This is a genomic window from Georgenia sp. X1117 (assembly GCF_057784635.1).
Genome location: NZ_CM173492.1, coordinates 1,317,375 through 1,333,138 on the forward strand (window position 1 = coordinate 1,317,375; position 15,764 = coordinate 1,333,138).

The window sequence follows — 15,764 nt, forward strand, 5'->3', positions numbered from 1 at the left end:
GTCAGAACTCGCCGACCGGACTGAGCTGGAGGTCGTAGTCGGGCAGCCGGGTCGTCAGCTCGAGCAGCGTGGCCAGGTCGGGCGTCTCGACGAGGTAGAACCCACCGAGGTGCTCGACCGCCTCGGCGTAGGGGCCGTCGGTGACGGTGCGCGCGCCACCGCGGGTGCGCACGACGGTGGGGACACCGTCGAGCGCCTCGCCCGAGAGGATCTCGACCCCGTCGTGGGCACGGCAGGCCTCGTCGAAGTCGTCATGGCGCTGCATCTCCGCGGCCTGCTGCTCCGCGGTGAGCTCCTCCCAGGGCGGCCCCTCGCCCCCGGACATCAGCAGGACGAGGTACTTCATGACATCTCCTCGGGTGCGTCGGTTGCGCTGTGGTCGGTCATGGCTCCGGTCCTTCCGGTCGTCGGCCCGCGTTCTCGCGGGCCCGGGCCGCGGTCGCGGCCTCACCGACATGTCGAACGAGCACCCGCGGTTTCGACAGTGACCTGCACCATAGTGGCGCGGCCCTCCGACGACGGCGTGCCGGCGGGACTACGGGGCGGCCAGACCGAGGGTGTCGGCCTGGCGCCCGACGAGCGCGTCGAAGAGGTGGTCGGCCGGGTCCGCGGTGCCGACGAGGTGGCCCGAAAGCTCCAGGGTGAGCACGCCCACCAGGGCGGCGAGCTCGGCCAGCACCGCGGCGGCGCCGCTGGCGGAGGCGCCGGAGCCATTGCCCGCGTCATCGACGTCGGCGTCGGCGTCGGCGTCGGCGAGGCTCGCGGCGAGCGGCCCGAGCTGCGCGACGAGCGCGGGGGCGTCGAACCCGGCGACGTCGGACCGCGCCCCGACGGCGAGGAAGTGCCCGGCCACCGCCGCGGCGACGGGAACGGTCTCCGGCGGAGCGACGTACCCGGGGATCGGGGTGCCGTAGATGAGCTGGAACTCGTGCGGGTGCGCGAGCGCCCAGCCGCGCAGCGCACGGCACAGCGCCGACCAGCGCGCGGCGGGAGCCCCGGCGGACGCCGCCGAGGCGAGCGCGGCGTCGAGCGCCTGGTAGCTCTCGACGATGAGCGCGGTGAGCAGGGCCTCCCGCGTGGGGAAGTAGCGGTAGACGGCCGAGGAGACGAGGTCCACCTCGCGGGCGACGGCGCGCATGGACAGCCCGCCGCCGCCGTGGATCGCGATCTGCTCACGGGCGGCGGCGAGGATCCTCGCGCGCGTCCGCTCCCTCGCCTGCTCCCGCATCCCGGCCATCGCGCCATCCTCGCACGACACGGAGAGCACCGCTCTTGCAGTTGGGAGAGCAGTGCTCTACGTTCTTCACAACGAGAGCACCGCTCTCCCGAACGGAGGAGCCCGCCATGGCACGTCGACCCACCGCCCTGCTCGCCCCGGCCGTCGGCGCCGGGGTGCTCATGGCCGCCTACCTGCTGCTGCGCCCCTACGGGGACGCGGCGGACCCGACGACGCAGGCGACCGCCGAGGCCTTCGCCTCGAGCAGATGGGTCGCGGCCCACGTGTGCGGCGCGCTGGCGATCGCCTCGGTCGCCCGGCTCGCCCTGCGGGTGTGCGACCTCGCCGGCACGACGACGGCGCGTCTGGCCCGCTGGAGCGGGCTCGCCGGCGCGACGCTCGCCCTGCCCTACTACGGGGCCGAGACCTTCGGGCTGCACGCCGCCGGGGCCCGCGCCCTGGCCGGCAACGAGGCCGCGCTCGAGCTCGTCGGGACGATCCGTGACCAGCCGGTCGCGCTGACGATGTTCGGCCTCGGTCTCGTCCTGCTCGCCGTCTCGGGGATCGCGACGGCGGCGGCCTGGCACCGATCGCAGCTCACGCGACCGGCCTGGGCCGCCTGGCCGATCGGGGTCCTCACGGCACTTCTGGCCGCGCAGTTCTACCTGCCGCCCGTCGGCCGGACGATCTTCGGCGTCGCCTACGCCCTCGCGGCGGCCGTGGCCGTGGTGGGCGTGCTCACCACGGTGCCCCGGCGCGTCGACGGCGACATCGACCTCACACCTCGGCCGGCTGGTGCGTCTACCGTGCGATGACGATGACCGAGCCCTTCGACCAGGCCGTCCGGCAGCACGGCGTGACCGTGCTGCGGGTGTGCCGCGCCGTGCTCGGGCCCGGCGCGGACGCCGAGGACGCCTGGTCGGAGACCTTCCTGGCCGCGCTCAGGTCCTGGCCGGACCTGCCCAAGCACACCAACCTCGAGGCGTGGCTGGTGCGGGTGGCCCACCGCAAGGCCATCGACGTCACGCGGACCCGGGCGCGGCACGCGATCCCCACCGACGAGGTGCCCGACCAGGTCTCGACGACGGGCATCCCCGGCAGCGACGAGCTCGGGCTGTGGTCGGCGGTGGCCGCGCTCCCCGAGCGCCAACGCCTCGCGGTCGCCTATCACTACCTCGGCGGGCTGCCGCACGCCGAGACCGCCGATCTCATCGGCGGCACCGCCCCGGCCGTGCGTCGCGCGGCGGCCGACGGCATCCAGGCACTGCGGGCGAGCTTCCGGGCCGACGCACGGACGACAGGAGGCACGCGATGAACGAGTCCCGGGACCGGACCGAGGACGCCGAGCTGTTCCCGGTAGCCGACAGCACGCTCGAGCAGTTGCTCACCCGCCTGGCCGCCTCGGCCGGGGAGGAGGACCTGCTCGACGTCGCCTACCGCACCGTCGACTCCCCGGTGGGCCCGCTCCTGCTGGCCGCGACCGGCGCCGGCCTGGTGCGCGTGGCCTTCGAGAGCGAGGGGTTCGACGACGTGCTGACCACGCTCGCCCAGCGGGTCAGCCCCCGGGTCCTGGCGGCACCCCGCCGTCTGGATGCGGCCGCGGGCGAGCTGGAGGAGTACTTCACCGGGCGGCGGAGGACCTTCGACGTCCCCCTGGACCACTCGATGTCCTCGGGCTTCCGGGAGGTCGTGCAGCGCTACCTGCCCTGGATCGGCTACGGCCGCACCCGCACCTACAAGGAGGTCGCCGAGCTGGTCGGGAACCCGCGGGCGGTGCGCGCCGTGGGCAGTGCCTGCGCGACGAACCCGCTGCCGGTGGTGGTCCCGTGCCACCGGGTGCTGCGTTCCGACGGCGGCCTGGGCGGTTATCTCGGCGGCCTGGCGGCCAAGAAGACGCTGCTCAGCCTGGAGCAGGCACGCTGACCATTCCCCTCGCCCCGACGGCGCAGGTCTGTCAGGCTGACCGGCCCCGGCAGGGAAAGGGCATCCGATGACCACACGTGTACGCGTCCAGAACTTCGGCGTCTCCCGCGACGGCATCGCCGCCGGCGAGGACCAGAGCCTCGAGCGCCCCTTCGGGCACGTCGACCCGTCCGAGCTGATGGCCTGGATGATCGGCACCGCTAGCTTCCCCGGGCGTGAGGGTCCTGGCGGCACCCGTGGCCTCGAGGACCGCATCGTCCGCGACTTCGACCACGGGATCGGCGTCGAGATCATGGGCCGGAACAAGTTCGGGCCCCAGCGGGGCCCGTGGCCCGACGACGGCTGGCGCGGCTGGTGGGGCGAGCAGCCACCGTTCCACACACCGGTCGTCGTGCTCACCCATCACGAGCGCCCGCCGCTGACGGTCGGCGACACCACCTTCCACTTCCTCGACGCCTCCCCCCGCGGACGCCCTGGCCCGCGCGACCGAACTCGCCGACGGTGGTGACGTGCGCATCGGCGGCGGGGTGACCACCGTGCGGGAGTTCCTCGAGGCCGATCTCGTCGACGAGATGCACGTGGCGATCGCCAGGGTCGAGTACGGGCACAGGCTCAGGCTGTGGGACCGCCCCGAGGACCTCGCCGCCCGCTTCCACCTCGAGCAGGTCACCGCACCGAGCGGCGTCGTGCACTGCTTCCTGCGGCGGCGGTGACCGGCGTGACAGCCGGAGCGGCATGGCATCCGTCGAGTACCGGTCCGGCACCGCCTTCACGCCGGCGGAGCTCGTGGCGCTCTACGACGCCGTGGGCTGGTCGACCTACACCTCGAACCCCGCTCGCCTGGCCGCGGCGGTCGACGCCTCGCTCGCCGTCGTCTCGGCCCGGACGGACGGCGAGCAGGTCGGCCTCGCCCGTCTCGTGGCTGACGGGCTGACCATCGCCTACCTGCAGGACATCCTCGTCGCGCCCGGCCACCAGCGCCGAGGCATCGGTCGCGAGCTCTTCCGACGGGTCTTCGCGCCCTACCAGGACGTCCGCCAGCACGTTCTGCTCACCGACGACGAGCCCGCACAGCAGGCCTTCTACGAGTCGATGGGCCTCACCGAAGCCGGCCGGCTCGATCAACCGGTCCGGGCGTTCGTCCGGTTCAGCTGAGTGCGGCGACGGCGACACCCGCACCCAGGACCCACCACGACCCGGCATCCTGACCGACGGACCACGCCACCAGCGCCAGGCCGGCGACGACCACGAGGGCGACGATCGGCGCCGCCGGGACCAGGCTGCGCGCCCGGATCAGCGGAACCAGGAGGCAGACCCAGCCGGCGAGGAGCATCGCCACGCCGACGAGGTCCCACGCCGTGGGCCCGTGCCCCGCGCTCAAGGAGAACACCCGGGGTCCGGCGTCGGGCACCAGCACGACCGCGACCCCGACCGCGGACAGCACCACCCACGCGAGCAGGCCGCGTCGCACCGCTCGTCGCGTCGATCCGCCGCGCTCCTCACGTCGGACATCCTCCTCGGTGATGGGCCGGTCGTCCCCGTCCTGCGCGAGGCGAAGGGGACGGGGACGAAGACGGAGACGGGACGGGATCACGCACGACGTGCTGCCGGCGCGCGGCGGATCATCTCGACCAACGAACTCGCCAGGGCCGCCGCGCGTTCCGACTCCCGATCCCAGTCGACCTGCTCCTCGCCCCGGTACTCCCGGACCGCCGCGCGAAGCAGCGCTGCTCCAGCGGCGTCGACACGTGTCGCCGCCAGTCCGGCCGCATGCACCTTCGAGGCGATCGCGCCCGTCTCGACCGTGTGGAGCGCGCGCGCCAGGGTCAGCAGGACGTTGCGACTGTCACCGTGCAGGTCGTCGACGAGAGCGGGCACGACGGCGAGCTGGGCGTCCCGCAGGAGGGCGAAGGGCACGTCGTCGACGAGACTGTCGAGGGGCGGGCCGTGCAGCACCCGGTGCGTCGACAGGGCGGAGGCCAGCAGGAGCAGGACGTCCGGATCACGCTCCGGTTCGGGCACATGCCCGAGGGTGAGGTCGCTCCGGAGCCATTCCCCGAACTGGAAGTCACGCCATGGGTCAGCGGTCAGAGGGTCGAGGGTGTCTGCGACCAGGCTCGTCACCTCGAGCGGGCGCCGGGAGGCGACGTCCGGGAACTCCTCGGCGTGGCCCTTCCACCCCGAGAGTCCCAGCAACGTGGCGACCATCGATCGGCGCTCCTCGCGCGTCAGCGACCGCTCGGTCACGAGCAGCAGGTCGAGGTCGCTCTCCGGACCGAGTCCCATCGTCGTGCTGGAGCCGTGGAGATACGCGCCGACGATCCGGCCGGGGTCGTCGGCGAGCACCCTGCCGAGGACGGTGGGGATCAGATCCTCCATGCCGATGGAGGCTACGTGCTGGAGGTCCGAGGTGAGCCGGCACCCGGTCGGCGCTCTCGTCGATGTCGACCTGTGAGAATGCTCGGGCGCGGTTCGCGCCCAGGTGCGTCACCGCCTCGCCGACGCATCGAGCGGGACCCGGAAGGCGCGGACGAACTCCTCGACCAGCGCTGCGGGACCGTCGACGTCGACCTCACCGGAGCTCAGTGCCGCCTCGACGTCGCCGTCGGCCAGGAGTCGGCGCAGGCCGGGCCCCCCGAGGCGGAGATCGGGATCGTCCATGGCGCCCTCGACCACGCTGATGCCGACCTCCCGCACCGTCGCGTGCGCCACGGCGTCACCGGCGACGACCTCGACGTCGAAGGGCGCCACCGCCGTGTCGGTGCGTCCCGCGAGCAGGGCCGCGGCCAGCGAGCTGTCGGTCGGCCGCTCGCCCGCACGCGGGGCGTCCATCCGCCGCGCTCCCCAGCGGCCGATCGCCAGGAGGATCGGCTCGAGGCCCTGCCCGTGCTCGCTCAGCCGGTAGACGACGCGGCGGCCCTCGACGGCGCGCTCGACCACCCCGGCGCCCTCGAGGTCGCCGAGCCGGGTGGTGAGGACGTTCGAGGGGATGCCCGGGATGCCCTTCCGCAGCTCGTTGAAGCGTTTCGGGCCGACGAGCAGGTCCCGCAGGATAACCAGCGTCCACCGCTCGCCCAGGAGCTCCGCCGCCCGGGCCAGCCCGCAGTACTGGCCGTAGGTCTTCATGGTTGACAGCCTACCGGCGACGGTTCAGTATCGAAACCATGGTTGTTTTTGTGAACCACTTGCCGGGTGGGCCGCCGCGATGACGACTCGCGAGGTGAACGGCGTGCGGCTCGGGGTCGAGCACTACGGCGACCCGGCGGCACCCCCGCTCCTGTGCGCAGGGGGCACCACCATGCTGTCCTGGCCGGACGCACTGTGCGAGGCCCTCGCTCGCGGCGGTCGCCACGTCGTGCGTTACGACCTGCGGGACTCGGGCGCGTCGACCACCGTCGACCCCGAGGATCCGGCGTACACGCTGCGGGACCTCGCCGCCGACGCCGCGGCACTCGCCGGCGCGCTCGACGATCGGCCGGTCCACCTGGCGGGCATCGGGGTCGGCGGGATGGTCGCCCAGGTCGCCGCCCTCGACCACCCGGGGTCGTTCTCGGCGCTCACGCTCATCGGCACCCGACCGGTCGCGCCGGGACCGGTCGACGGCGATCTGCCCGACCACGACCCGGCCACGATGGACCGACTGTTCTCCAGCCCCCTGCCCGACTGGTCGGACCGCGATGCGGTCGTGGCCCACGCCGCAGCCGGCGCCGACATCCTGGGCGACGACCCCGCGGTGGCGTCGACCATCGCTGCCCGGGTGTGGGACCGCACGCCGAGCACCCTGCCCGCCGTGCACATGGCCAACCAGCTGGGGACGGTGTTCGCCAGGCTCGACTGCACCCCACGCTGGCGCGAGCGCCTCGGCGAGCTCTCCGTGCCCACGCTGGTGGTGCACGGCAGGCGCGACCCGTTCTTCCCGGTCGGCAACGGCGAGGCGCTGGCGCGGGAGATCCCGGACGCTCGCCTCCTCGTGCTCGACGACACCTCGACGACGATCCCCGTTACCGCTGCGGACGCTGTCGCAGCGGAGATGCTGGAGCTCTGACATGACTGCGACCACCGCCCCTCGAGCCACGCTCGGCATGATCTCGATGATGACGCCCGACCCGCGCCGCCTCGGCGCCTTCTGGTCCCGGGTGATGGGCCTGCCGATCGCGGACGGCGCCTCGGACGAGGTGGTCATGCTCGACCTCGACCACGAGGTCGGCCCGATCACCTGGATCATCGAACGCTGCGACGACGTCGCCGCCGGAACCGCACCCGTCGCGCTCGACATCCACCGCGAGGACGCCGACGCGAGCCGGTGGCGCGACGTCGCCGACCGCGCCGAGGAGCTGGGTGCCACGCGCGGGGCCGAGCACGACGAGGACGGCGTCCGGTGGATCGAGATGCGCGATCCCGACGGCAACCGCTTCCGGGTCTTCGCGCCGCGACCGGAGCCGGACCGCTGATCGGGTGTCGAGCCCCCGACGCCGCGCCCCCGGACCCCGCTTCTTACCGATGTCGCCACGACGGGTGCGGGCGAACGACGACCTCAGACGTCGGTGACGTGCACCCGTTCTCCCTCGACCCCGTACAGCGCGAGGATCTCGGCGGGCCGGTCCGAGTGAACGTTGGCGAGCCAGTGCGGCGTCATCGTGTCGAACTCGGCGGCCTCGCCCGCCTCGAGCACGGTGCGCTGATCGGACAGCGCGAGCGTCACCGCACCGCTAAGGACGTACATCCATTCGCGTCCAGGATGGGTGTTGTAGCGCGGCGTACCAGCCCGCGGCGCGGGCGGGTAGATCACCTTGAAGCCCTGCACGCCTCCCGCCTGCACGCCCAGGGGGATGAACGTCAGACCGTGCCGGCGGACCGGCTTGAGGTGGACCCGCGGGTCGCCGACGCGCGGGGCAGCCACGAGCTCGTCGAGCGGCAGCCCGTAGACCCGGGCGAGCGGCAGCAGATGCTCCAGGCCCGGACGCACCAGCCCCCGCTCCAGACGCGAGATCGTGCTGGCCGTGAGCCCCGTGCGTTCCGCCAGCTCGGTCAGGCTCCACCCGAGCGCCTGTCGGAATCCACGGAGCCTGGGCCCCACGGAATCGAGCACCTCGTCGTCGCCCATCGCGCACCCCCGTTCCCGCCGACCCGCCGTTTGCACTACTGCAATCCTAGTGAAGCTTCCGCAAACGACAGTGCGAGCATGAACCGCCACCCTGAGGACCCGACGCCGACCTTCACGCATGACGAGGACTGCCACCAGGACCACGAGACGAACCGCTCAGCCGATGAGGTAGACGAACCCTCGACCGTCCGCCACCACTCCGGCCACGAACTCATGCGCACGGGCGAGGTACGGGCCGACGTAGTCGGATCTCGACTCGTCTCCATCTTCGGAGGGGTCCTCCGTCTCTGAGGGCATCGGCTCGTACGCCTCGAGCAGGTCGCGCAGGTCGGGCAAGATGCTTGCTGCCTCGCACGGGGTGATCGCGCGTGTCCACCCCTCCCACCCATAGTCGGTCCATCGGACAGCCCCCTCGAACATCCGGTGGGCGGGCCGTGCCCCTGAGGGGCTCCCGTCAGGGCCAACGGTCAGGTACTGCAGCGACGACCACGCCGTGTCGAGGTAGAGCAGGTCGCGCTCCGGAACGACCTGTCGGAAGTCCGTCGCGCCGCCCGTCGAGCACGGTTCGAGCCCCCAGGCGTCGGCGAGCGGATCCTCACCGATGACTGAGCTCGGATCCGCACGTGCCCGCTCGGTCTGCGCAGCCTCGAACGCGTAGGCGTAGTACCGGATTCCCATGCCGCGATGCTCGCGGAACACCGACACCCGGCATCGCGCGCGGGCACGGGACTGTGAATGGCTCCGCCGCCCCGGGACCTGTGGGGACGTCGCCTTCACGTGGTGCCGGCAGGACGTCGCTGCGCGTGGAACCAGGACGGGATCCCTCCCGCCTCCTGACAGCATGGCGGGATGCCACCGACGTTCCGGCTCGACGACACCCCGACGCGGGCCGAACTCACCGAGCTGTACGACGCCGTCGGCTGGACCGCCCACACGAGGGAGCCCGACCGCCTGGCGGCCGCCGTCGCCGGCTCCGCCGCCGTCGCGACGGCCCGAGACTCCGGGCGCCTCGTCGGGCTCGCGAGGGTCGTCGGCGACGGGCACACGATCGCCTACCTGCAGGACATCCTCGTCGCCCCGAGCCACCGGCGCCGGGGCATCGGCGGTGAGCTGTTCCGGCTCGCGCTCTCCCCGTTCGCGCACGTGCGCCAGCAGGTGCTGCTCACCGACGACGAGCCCGGGCAGCGCGCCTTCTACGAGTCGCTGGGGTTCACCGAGGCCGGCGAGCTCGAGCACCCGGTCCGGGCATTCGTCCGGTTCGACCGAGCCTGAGCCGGTCGACCTCAGGGGCGGCGGGGGCGATCGTGAGCGAATCGCGGATCTCGAACAGATCCGGCGGGAGCTCCTCGTCCCCGTGGGTGCTCGAGATGTAGATGTTGAGCACCGTGTCGTCCAGCTCGCCGATCCAGTTCTGCGACCTCACCCGGGTCGTCGGGCCCTGCTGCACCGCCTCGAACCCGCCGAACTCGACGCCGTCGATGGTGCTGGCGTCCAGGTCGACGACAGACTCGGTCCAGCTCGCAGCCGCAGCCTCCTCCCTGAGCACGTCTCGTGTCCCTGCGGCATCGAGACCGACGTCGAAGTCCGAGAAGACCACGTAGTAGAGCGGGTCCTCCGGCGGGCCCGCGCCCCGCGTGACGGTGATGAGGTCGTACTCGATGATGGCTTCGTCCGCCCCGTAGGCGTCCCAGCCGTCGGGGACCTCGACGCTCAGCTCGGTCCCCCCGGCGGGGGTCGTCGCGGTGAAACGCCCCTCGTCCGGATCCGACGAGGACTCGGAGGCGGGCTCCGACGTCGGCCCCGGGGTCGGGTCGGACCCGGCCTCGGTGGCCGGTTCCGTCGTCGGGTCGTCCGTGGGGGCCGACGGCGCATCTGACGTCGAGGCGTCCGTCGGATCAGGTGCCGCCGAGGTCTCGCTGCTCGAGTCGGCGCCGTCCCCGCAGGCGGTGAGCGACAGCGCGACGGCGATGCCGAGGGTCGCGCGCGCGACGCACCTACGCCTCATGCCGTCATCGTATTCGCGGCACCGGGGCGCCCCGGCCGCCCTCCTCAACCCTTGAGGACGTAGCGCAGCGTCTCCACGACCTGGTCGGTGGTCGTGCACCAGGCCTGCGCCTCGGCGTCGACCTCCTTGAGCGCGTGAATGATGTCCTCGTCGTGGAGGGTGATGTAGGGCTTGCCGAGCGCGGCGCAGTAGCCGGCGTCGAAGGCGGCGTTCCACTGCTTGTACTTGTCCCCGAAGCGGACGACCACGAGATCGGCCTGCTCGATGAGGGTGCGCGTGCGAATGGCGTTGACCTTCGCGGACTGGTGGTCGCGCCAGAACTGGCTCGGGGTCTCCCCCAGGTGGTCGCCCGCGGCATCGCTGGCGGGGTGGTCGGTCACCGGTGCGGTGAAGGTGATGTCCAGCCCGGCCGCCTCGGCGCCGCGCTGGATCTCCTCGCGCCAGTCCGTGTGGATCTCACCGGACAGGTAGACGGAAAAGCTCATCTCCGAAGGCTCCTCGGGGTCGTGCGGTCGGGCGTGGCCCGCTCTCGACCTCACCATGCCACCGGTTCGGCACGGAGTGCCACCGCACCATTGCCCGCACGCGCGACTGTTCTTACGGCCCCGCGCAACAGGCCCGGGGCAAGGCGGCGGTGCACGGCGGACAGCGGCCGGCAGACCACGCCGCCGGGCCGACGGTCGTACCGGAACATCGTCGTCAAGGAGACCTCCGAGTCCGTGGCGGCGACGACGAGTGCGGTGGCGATGGCCCACGACCCGGTCTCGAGCCGCACCCAGCCGTCGCCGCGCTCACCGATGCGCCAGCCGGCGACCGTCGAGGCGGCGCGCCCGCGCGCCAGGCGCAGCTGCAGGAACACCTGCCAGATCAACCGCTCCACGACGTCGGGCTCGTCACCGAACATGGCGCGGGCCCACCCTTCCGGCGTCGCCGCCGTCGCGTCGACGGGGCTGATCGTGAAGCGGTCCGCGTAGTCGGTCCTCGTCAGGCCCCCGCGCGCCAGCGACGTCGGTCCGACCGCGTCGACGCCGACCGCCCGGGCGACCCGGGGCTCCGTGGACATCTGCTCCGTCATCTTCTCGCCTTTCGATATACGGTGGCGTACACATCGACTGTAGCGCCATGCATACGGTGGCGTACATCGAATAGGCGGAAGGGGATGACCGTGGCCGGAAGGACGGTGACGTCGCGCGAGCGTTGGGTCGAGGAGGGGCTGGCGGCGCTCGCGTCCGGCGGCCCCGAGGCGGTGCGGGTCGAGGCGTTGGCCAAGCGCCTCCATGTCACCAAGGGCGGGTTCTACGGGCACTTCCGCGGCCGGGAGGCGTTGCTCGAGGCGATGCTCGACGCCTGGGAGACCGAGGCGATCGACGACGTCCTCGCCACGCTCGACCGCGAGGACGCCTCACCTGCGGGCCGAGCCCGACGAGCGGCGGCGCTCACCTTCTCCGACGACCGCCTGCTGCCCCTCGACCTCGCGATCCGCGAGTGGTCCCGTCGCGACGCGCGCGCCGCCGACCGGTTGCGCCGGGTGGACAACCAGCGGATGGAGCTCCTGCGGGCGACCATGCGGACCTTCTGCACGGACGAGGAGGAGGTCGAGGCACGCAGCCTGCTGGCCTTCACCGCCGCGATCGGCTCTCACGTGCTCGCCGCGGACCACGGGCCGTTCACCCGCCGCCGGGTCCTCGACCGGGCCGCGGACCTCGTGCTGGGCCGCGCGGGCAGCTGACCGCGCGCGGTCGGGGCGCGTCGTCGCGCTCGTCGGCCGCCTCGCCGCAGGGGCTGGTCACCGCTGCGAGGCCTCGACGCGCGGCTACCGGCGGGGCCGGGGCCGGCTCAGGCCGCGGTCTGGGCGAAGCCGCGCGGCTGGAGCACACTGGGTCGATGACCGGTGGCACGCCCACGCACGCCAACGACCGCCTCGGCGGCGACATCGAGGCCCGCCGCGCGAAGGTGGCCGCGAGCCTCGACGAGGTCGAGCAGGAGCTCGACGCGCTCCGACGCGCGCGCCGTGGTGGCTCCGACGACGACGAGCACGATCCCGAGGGTGAGCCCTTGTCCGCGCAGTGGTCGCGGCTCGAGGGGCTGCGGCGGATGCGGCTCGAGGCGCTGGAGCGGATCGACGAGGCGCTCGCCCGGCGCGACCGGGGCGACGGCGGGCGGTGCGCGGTCTGCGGCCGCCCCATCCCGCCGGCCCGGCTCGCGGTCCGGCCCGAGGCGACCACCTGCGTCGGGTGCGCGAGCTGAGCCGGCCGGCCTCTGGGGGCACCGCCCGATCGCGCGGTCAAGTCCCTGGCCGTGGTGTAGCGATCCTTCGCTTGGGGGTCAGGCGGTCAGGGCTGGCAGGGAGTTGGTGGTCACCTCCTCGCTGGCGGTGTCGGGTACGACGCTGAGACGGCAGCGGACCAGGACGTCCAGGCCGAGGTAGTGGCGTCCTTCGGCCCATTCGTCGGTCTGCTCGGCCAGCACTGCGCCGACGAGGCGGACGATGGCGTCGCGGGTAGGGAAGATGCCGACGGAGTCGGTGCGGCGACGGATTTCCTTGTTCAGGCGCTCGGTGGGGGTGTTCGACCAGATCTGGACCCACACGTCCTTGGGGAACGCGGTGAACGCGAGCAGATCGGCGCGGGCTGTATCGAGGTGTTCGGCCACGGTCGGGAGTTTCTCGCCGACGTAGTCGAGCAGCCGCTCGAACTGTGCGTGCACGGCTGCAGCATCGGGCTGGACGAGTTGCTGGTGACCGACACGGCGGTCGGAATGACCCGACTGCGGTGGCTGGGCACGGGGCCGGTGGAGGCGTCGCCGGCGGCGGTGAAGGCCGAGGTCGGCAAGCTGGCGTTCCTGCGCGGTCTGGACGCACACACTTTGGACCTGTCGGTGTTACCGGCGGAGCGAAGGCGGTTTCTGGCCACGGTGGGCCGTCGCTTGACGGGGCAGGCGTTGGCCCGGCGCGAGCCGCAGCGTCGGTACCCGATTCTGCTGGCGCTGCTGGCGCAGTCGGCGACCGAGGTGTTGCGCCCCGGGTTCGGTGGAGGCTCGGAACTGACGCTTCGACGGTAGTCGGAGCGGTGTTGTGACGGTAGTAGGTGTCCTCGAGCTCGGCGGGCGGGACCATGCCGATCTCGCCGTGCAAGCGTCGATGGTTGAACCAGTCGATGTACTCCGCGGTGGCGATCTCGAGGTCGTCGATCGTCTTCCAGGGCCCCTTGTTGCGCACGAGCTCGGCCTTGAACAACGAGTTGAACGCCTCAGCGGCGGCATTGTCATACGAGTCGCCCGTCGAGCCAACCGAGGCGACCGCGCCGGCCTCGGCCAGACGTTGCGTGTAGCGAATAGCGACATATTGGACTCCCTTGTCGCTGTGGTGCGTCAGCCCGGTGACGTCGTGCCCGTCGCGGGTGCGGGTCCAGATCGCCATCTCCAGGGCGTCCAGTGCCAGGTCGGTGCGCAGCGACTTCGACAGCTGCCAGCCGACCACCCGGCGGGAGTAGACGTCGGTGACGAAGGCGGCATACGCCCAGCCGGAGAACGTGCGGCAGTAGGTGATGTCGCAGACCCACAGCCGGTTCGGGGCGGTGGCGGTGAAGTCGCGCTCGACAAGGTCCGGGCGGGTCTCGGGCCCGCTGCCCGAGATCGTGGTGCGTGGCCCCTTGGCGCGGCTGATGCCGCGCAGCCCGGCGGTTCGCATGAGGCGTTCGACCGTGCAGCGCGCCACCGGCTGCCCGCGCCGGCGCAGTTCGGCATGGACCTTGCGGGCACCGTAGACGCCGTAGTTCTCCGCGTGCACCTGCTCGATCAGGGTCGTCGTGGCCGCGTCGGTGACCGACCTGCGCGACGGCGTCCGCGTCTTGGCCGCGTAGTACGTGCTCGGAGCGACCTGCATCCCTGCACCGGCAAGGACCCTGCAGATCGGCTCGACTCCGAACGCCTCGCGGTGCTGATCGATGTAGTCGACCAGCACCGCGGTACTCACTTGATCTTGCGGTCGAGCTCCGCCGCGGCGAAAAACGCTGACGCGGTCCGCAAGATCTCGTTCGCCCGCCGCAACTCGCGAACCTCACGCTCGAGCTCGGTGATCCGCGTCTGCTCCGCCGTCGTGGTTCCGGGCCGATCGCCGGCATCGACCTCGGCCTGGGTGACCCAGTTGCGCAGGGTCTCGGGGTTGATCCCGAGCTGGTCAGCGACCCGACGCAGCGCGCCGGTCTTGGCGGCCGGATCACGCCTTAGGTCGACAGCCATCCGGATCGCGCGCTCACGCAGCTCGTCCGGGTACTTCCTCGGTGCAGCCATGACTCTCATCCTTCCGTGGAATGAGAGCCTCCATCAGACCCGGGGCGCAACAGAACGAGGTCCTGCGCCGTGCGGCCGCGTATCTGTCGCAGGCGAACCTGCCGGGAAAATGATGTACCCGCTCGTCCGCGAGCTGGCCGAAGACGGGATCCCCGTCACGGTGACGTGCCGGGTGCTCAAAGTCGCACGTCAGCCCTACTACCGCTGGCTCACCCACCCAGTTACGGCCGCGGAGTACGAACATGCATATCGTGCCAACGCCCTGTTCGACGCCCACCGCGATGACCCGGAGTTCGGGTACCGCTTCCTGGTCGACGAAGCCCGCGAAGCCGGTGAGCCCATGGCCGAGCGGACCGCATGGCGAATCTGCTCGCGGCAGGGCTGGTGGAGCGCGTTCGGCAAGAAGCGCGGCAAGAACGGCAAGAGGCCCGGCCCGCCGGTCCACGACGACCTCTGCGCCGTGGCCGACGACAAGGGCAGGATCCGGCATCAGTTCACCGCCCCCGCCGTCAACGAGCTGTGGCTCACTGACATCACCGAGCACCGCACCGGTGAAGGGAAGCTCTACCTGTGCGCGATCAAGGACGCCTACTCCAACCGGATCGTCGGCTACTCCATCGACTCCCGGATGAAGTCACGCCTGGCCGTGGCGGCGCTCGACAACGCCGTCGCCAGGCGCGGTGACGTCGCCGGCTGCATCGTGCACTCGGACCGCGGGTCGCAATTCCGCAGCCGGAGATTCGTCCACGCCCTCAACCGCCACGACATGGTCGGATCGATGGGCCGCGTCGGCGCAGCCGGCGACAACGCAGCCATGGAGAGCTTCTTCAGCCTGCTCCAGAAGAATGTCCTGGACCGCCGCCCCTGGACCAACCGCGAAGAACTCCGAATCGCAATCGTCACCTGGATCGAAAGGACCTACCACCGCCGTCGACGACAGGACGCCCTCGGCCGGTTGACCCCCATCGAGTACGAGACCATCATCACCACGCCAGCCACCCAGGCTGCGTGACCCAACCTGTCACCTATCCGTGCAGCAGACCCCCTTGCGCGACTCGGCGAGTGCCTCGTTCGCGCGCTTGTTCGCTTGGTAAGTGCCGACGCCGGCGATCAGCAGCGACAGGGCCGAGATCACCAGCGCGAGGACATCCATGGCTCGATCCTGCCACTACAAGAAGCAGTTCCTGAAGCACTTCCGGCTATTGCTTGCCCGAGGCGCGTCAGCC

The 15,764-nt window shown here is 71.9% G+C and carries 21 protein-coding genes, 4 pseudogenes and 1 other annotated feature; of the genes and pseudogenes, 12 read left to right on the top strand and 13 right to left on the bottom strand.

Annotation, left to right across the window (positions count from 1 at the left end; all coding sequences use genetic code 11):
- Window position 1: 1 nt before the first annotated feature.
- Together AC3D3D_RS05870 and AC3D3D_RS05875 are read right to left on the bottom strand one after the other, a co-directional pair.
- Window positions 2–346, bottom strand: coding sequence for a YciI family protein (locus AC3D3D_RS05870; protein WP_463661089.1), 345 nt, complete (start codon window positions 344–346; stop codon window positions 2–4).
- Between the two features lie 189 nt (window positions 347–535).
- Window positions 536–1,237 carry a TetR/AcrR family transcriptional regulator gene (locus AC3D3D_RS05875; RefSeq protein ID WP_463661088.1) on the bottom strand — a complete coding sequence of 234 codons (702 nt, stop codon included), beginning with the start codon at window positions 1,235–1,237 and terminating at the stop codon, window positions 536–538.
- Between the two features lie 107 nt (window positions 1,238–1,344).
- Here AC3D3D_RS05875 and AC3D3D_RS05880 point away from each other — a divergent pair, with 107 nt between their 5' ends.
- From AC3D3D_RS05880 to AC3D3D_RS05900, 5 genes and pseudogenes are all read left to right on the top strand, one after another.
- Window positions 1,345–2,031, top strand: a complete 687-nt coding sequence (locus AC3D3D_RS05880; protein ID WP_463661087.1) for a hypothetical protein — start codon at window positions 1,345–1,347, stop codon at window positions 2,029–2,031.
- 2 nt (window positions 2,032–2,033) lie between these two features.
- Window positions 2,034–2,531 (top strand): RNA polymerase sigma factor, encoded by a 498-nt coding sequence (locus tag AC3D3D_RS05885; RefSeq protein ID WP_463661086.1) that lies wholly within the window; start codon window positions 2,034–2,036, stop codon window positions 2,529–2,531.
- Complete coding sequence (locus AC3D3D_RS05890) at window positions 2,528–3,139, top strand: methylated-DNA--[protein]-cysteine S-methyltransferase (RefSeq protein WP_463661085.1); 612 nt, start codon at window positions 2,528–2,530, stop codon at window positions 3,137–3,139. The genes AC3D3D_RS05885 and AC3D3D_RS05890 overlap by 4 nt, the downstream gene beginning before the upstream one ends.
- 67 nt (window positions 3,140–3,206) lie before the next feature.
- Window positions 3,207–3,852 (top strand): annotated as a pseudogene (locus tag AC3D3D_RS05895) (dihydrofolate reductase family protein).
- A gap of 22 nt (window positions 3,853–3,874) precedes the next feature.
- Complete coding sequence (locus tag AC3D3D_RS05900) at window positions 3,875–4,294, top strand: GNAT family N-acetyltransferase (protein WP_463661084.1); 420 nt, start codon at window positions 3,875–3,877, stop codon at window positions 4,292–4,294.
- On the opposite strand, the gene AC3D3D_RS05905 is transcribed toward AC3D3D_RS05900, so the two are convergent.
- The 3 genes from AC3D3D_RS05905 to AC3D3D_RS05915 form a co-directional block, all read right to left on the bottom strand.
- Window positions 4,287–4,610 carry a hypothetical protein gene (locus tag AC3D3D_RS05905; protein ID WP_463661083.1) on the bottom strand — a complete coding sequence of 108 codons (324 nt, stop codon included), beginning with the start codon at window positions 4,608–4,610 and terminating at the stop codon, window positions 4,287–4,289. The two genes, AC3D3D_RS05900 and AC3D3D_RS05905, sit on opposite strands and share 8 nt — an antisense overlap.
- A gap of 119 nt (window positions 4,611–4,729) precedes the next feature.
- A complete protein-coding gene (locus tag AC3D3D_RS05910) occupies window positions 4,730–5,518 on the bottom strand; it encodes an aminoglycoside adenylyltransferase domain-containing protein (protein WP_463661082.1) in 789 nt (262 codons plus the stop codon).
- 108 nt (window positions 5,519–5,626) lie between these two features.
- On the bottom strand, window positions 5,627–6,265 hold the full coding sequence (locus AC3D3D_RS05915; protein ID WP_463661081.1) for a winged helix-turn-helix transcriptional regulator: 639 nt from the start codon (window positions 6,263–6,265) through the stop codon (window positions 5,627–5,629).
- A gap of 79 nt (window positions 6,266–6,344) precedes the next feature.
- Between AC3D3D_RS05915 and AC3D3D_RS05920 the strand changes: the two genes are divergently transcribed.
- Complete coding sequence (locus AC3D3D_RS05920; RefSeq protein ID WP_463661080.1) at window positions 6,345–7,184, top strand: alpha/beta fold hydrolase; 840 nt, start codon at window positions 6,345–6,347, stop codon at window positions 7,182–7,184.
- 1 nt (window position 7,185) lies between these two features.
- Window positions 7,186–7,590 carry a VOC family protein gene (locus AC3D3D_RS05925; protein WP_463661079.1) on the top strand — a complete coding sequence of 135 codons (405 nt, stop codon included), beginning with the start codon at window positions 7,186–7,188 and terminating at the stop codon, window positions 7,588–7,590.
- A gap of 83 nt (window positions 7,591–7,673) precedes the next feature.
- Here the strand turns inward: AC3D3D_RS05925 and AC3D3D_RS05930 are convergent, their stop codons facing one another.
- Both AC3D3D_RS05930 and AC3D3D_RS05935 read right to left on the bottom strand, forming a co-directional pair.
- On the bottom strand, window positions 7,674–8,243 hold the full coding sequence (locus AC3D3D_RS05930; protein ID WP_463661078.1) for a helix-turn-helix domain-containing protein: 570 nt from the start codon (window positions 8,241–8,243) through the stop codon (window positions 7,674–7,676).
- 156 nt (window positions 8,244–8,399) lie between these two features.
- Complete coding sequence (locus tag AC3D3D_RS05935) at window positions 8,400–8,921, bottom strand: DUF1877 domain-containing protein (protein WP_488512534.1); 522 nt, start codon at window positions 8,919–8,921, stop codon at window positions 8,400–8,402.
- A 171-nt stretch (window positions 8,922–9,092) separates the two neighbouring features.
- On the opposite strand from AC3D3D_RS05935, the gene AC3D3D_RS05940 reads away from it, so the two are divergent.
- Window positions 9,093–9,515, top strand: a complete 423-nt coding sequence (locus tag AC3D3D_RS05940; protein WP_463661076.1) for a GNAT family N-acetyltransferase — start codon at window positions 9,093–9,095, stop codon at window positions 9,513–9,515.
- Here the strand turns inward: AC3D3D_RS05940 and AC3D3D_RS05945 are convergent.
- From AC3D3D_RS05945 to AC3D3D_RS05955, 3 genes are read right to left on the bottom strand one after another with little or no spacing between them, the layout of a single operon-like run.
- On the bottom strand, window positions 9,454–10,248 hold the full coding sequence (locus AC3D3D_RS05945) for an RAD23 family protein (protein WP_463661075.1): 795 nt from the start codon (window positions 10,246–10,248) through the stop codon (window positions 9,454–9,456). The two genes, AC3D3D_RS05940 and AC3D3D_RS05945, sit on opposite strands and share 62 nt — an antisense overlap.
- Window positions 10,249–10,292: 44 nt before the next feature.
- Complete coding sequence (locus AC3D3D_RS05950) at window positions 10,293–10,733, bottom strand: YtoQ family protein (protein WP_463661074.1); 441 nt, start codon at window positions 10,731–10,733, stop codon at window positions 10,293–10,295.
- A 50-nt stretch (window positions 10,734–10,783) separates the two neighbouring features.
- A complete protein-coding gene (locus tag AC3D3D_RS05955) occupies window positions 10,784–11,323 on the bottom strand; it encodes a hypothetical protein (RefSeq protein WP_488512537.1) in 540 nt (179 codons plus the stop codon).
- A 90-nt stretch (window positions 11,324–11,413) separates the two neighbouring features.
- On the opposite strand from AC3D3D_RS05955, the gene AC3D3D_RS05960 reads away from it, so the two are divergent.
- Window positions 11,414–11,977 (top strand): TetR/AcrR family transcriptional regulator, encoded by a 564-nt coding sequence (locus tag AC3D3D_RS05960; RefSeq protein ID WP_463661072.1) that lies wholly within the window; start codon window positions 11,414–11,416, stop codon window positions 11,975–11,977.
- A 155-nt stretch (window positions 11,978–12,132) separates the two neighbouring features.
- On the top strand, window positions 12,133–12,495 hold the full coding sequence (locus tag AC3D3D_RS05965; protein ID WP_463661071.1) for a TraR/DksA family transcriptional regulator: 363 nt from the start codon (window positions 12,133–12,135) through the stop codon (window positions 12,493–12,495).
- A 78-nt stretch (window positions 12,496–12,573) separates the two neighbouring features.
- On the opposite strand, the pseudogene AC3D3D_RS05970 reads toward AC3D3D_RS05965, so the two are convergent.
- Window positions 12,574–12,987 (bottom strand): annotated as a pseudogene (locus tag AC3D3D_RS05970) (transposase); the annotation flags it as partial.
- Here AC3D3D_RS05970 and AC3D3D_RS05975 point away from each other — a divergent pair.
- Window positions 12,970–13,263, top strand: a pseudogene (locus AC3D3D_RS05975) (Tn3 family transposase); the annotation flags it as partial. The pseudogenes AC3D3D_RS05970 and AC3D3D_RS05975 overlap by 18 nt on opposite strands.
- Window positions 13,264–13,324: 61 nt before the next feature.
- On the opposite strand, the pseudogene AC3D3D_RS05980 reads toward AC3D3D_RS05975, so the two are convergent.
- Window positions 13,325–14,538: pseudogene (locus AC3D3D_RS05980) on the bottom strand (IS3 family transposase); the annotation flags it as partial.
- Window positions 14,117–14,260 (bottom strand) — a sequence feature (AL1L pseudoknot). (Overlaps the previous pseudogene by 144 nt.)
- 109 nt (window positions 14,539–14,647) lie before the next feature.
- On the opposite strand from AC3D3D_RS05980, the gene AC3D3D_RS05985 reads away from it, so the two are divergent.
- A complete protein-coding gene (locus tag AC3D3D_RS05985) occupies window positions 14,648–15,550 on the top strand; it encodes an IS3 family transposase (protein ID WP_463662666.1) in 903 nt (300 codons plus the stop codon).
- 9 nt (window positions 15,551–15,559) lie between these two features.
- Here AC3D3D_RS05985 and AC3D3D_RS05990 read toward each other — a convergent pair whose 3' ends face one another.
- The gene (locus tag AC3D3D_RS05990; protein WP_463662665.1) at window positions 15,560–15,691 is read right to left on the bottom strand and encodes a hypothetical protein; all 132 of its coding nucleotides are present in this window, start codon (window positions 15,689–15,691) and stop codon (window positions 15,560–15,562) included.
- Between the last annotated feature and the right edge of the window lie 73 nt (window positions 15,692–15,764).

What these genes read in the sequence shown, in the direction of transcription:
- AC3D3D_RS05950 (WP_463661074.1), bottom strand. Translation starts at nt 10,733, where the DNA reads ATGAGCTTTTCCGTCTACCTGTCCGGTGAGATCCACACGGACTGGCGC.
- AC3D3D_RS05920 (WP_463661080.1), top strand. Translation starts at nt 6,345, where the DNA reads ATGACGACTCGCGAGGTGAACGGCGTGCGGCTCGGGGTCGAGCACTAC.
- AC3D3D_RS05930 (WP_463661078.1), bottom strand. Translation starts at nt 8,243, where the DNA reads ATGGGCGACGACGAGGTGCTCGATTCCGTGGGGCCCAGGCTCCGTGGA.
- AC3D3D_RS05910 (WP_463661082.1), bottom strand. Translation starts at nt 5,518, where the DNA reads ATGGAGGATCTGATCCCCACCGTCCTCGGCAGGGTGCTCGCCGACGAC.
- AC3D3D_RS05940 (WP_463661076.1), top strand. Translation starts at nt 9,093, where the DNA reads ATGCCACCGACGTTCCGGCTCGACGACACCCCGACGCGGGCCGAACTC.
- AC3D3D_RS05900 (WP_463661084.1), top strand. Translation starts at nt 3,875, where the DNA reads ATGGCATCCGTCGAGTACCGGTCCGGCACCGCCTTCACGCCGGCGGAG.
- AC3D3D_RS05925 (WP_463661079.1), top strand. Translation starts at nt 7,186, where the DNA reads ATGACTGCGACCACCGCCCCTCGAGCCACGCTCGGCATGATCTCGATG.
- AC3D3D_RS05985 (WP_463662666.1), top strand. Translation starts at nt 14,648, where the DNA reads ATGATGTACCCGCTCGTCCGCGAGCTGGCCGAAGACGGGATCCCCGTC.
- AC3D3D_RS05915 (WP_463661081.1), bottom strand. Translation starts at nt 6,265, where the DNA reads ATGAAGACCTACGGCCAGTACTGCGGGCTGGCCCGGGCGGCGGAGCTC.
- AC3D3D_RS05990 (WP_463662665.1), bottom strand. Translation starts at nt 15,691, where the DNA reads ATGGATGTCCTCGCGCTGGTGATCTCGGCCCTGTCGCTGCTGATCGCC.
- AC3D3D_RS05935 (WP_488512534.1), bottom strand. Translation starts at nt 8,921, where the DNA reads ATGGGAATCCGGTACTACGCCTACGCGTTCGAGGCTGCGCAGACCGAG.
- AC3D3D_RS05880 (WP_463661087.1), top strand. Translation starts at nt 1,345, where the DNA reads ATGGCACGTCGACCCACCGCCCTGCTCGCCCCGGCCGTCGGCGCCGGG.
- AC3D3D_RS05955 (WP_488512537.1), bottom strand. Translation starts at nt 11,323, where the DNA reads ATGACGGAGCAGATGTCCACGGAGCCCCGGGTCGCCCGGGCGGTCGGC.
- AC3D3D_RS05965 (WP_463661071.1), top strand. Translation starts at nt 12,133, where the DNA reads ATGACCGGTGGCACGCCCACGCACGCCAACGACCGCCTCGGCGGCGAC.
- AC3D3D_RS05875 (WP_463661088.1), bottom strand. Translation starts at nt 1,237, where the DNA reads ATGGCCGGGATGCGGGAGCAGGCGAGGGAGCGGACGCGCGCGAGGATC.
- AC3D3D_RS05870 (WP_463661089.1), bottom strand. Translation starts at nt 346, where the DNA reads ATGAAGTACCTCGTCCTGCTGATGTCCGGGGGCGAGGGGCCGCCCTGG.
- AC3D3D_RS05945 (WP_463661075.1), bottom strand. Translation starts at nt 10,248, where the DNA reads ATGAGGCGTAGGTGCGTCGCGCGCGCGACCCTCGGCATCGCCGTCGCG.
- AC3D3D_RS05890 (WP_463661085.1), top strand. Translation starts at nt 2,528, where the DNA reads ATGAACGAGTCCCGGGACCGGACCGAGGACGCCGAGCTGTTCCCGGTA.
- AC3D3D_RS05885 (WP_463661086.1), top strand. Translation starts at nt 2,034, where the DNA reads ATGACCGAGCCCTTCGACCAGGCCGTCCGGCAGCACGGCGTGACCGTG.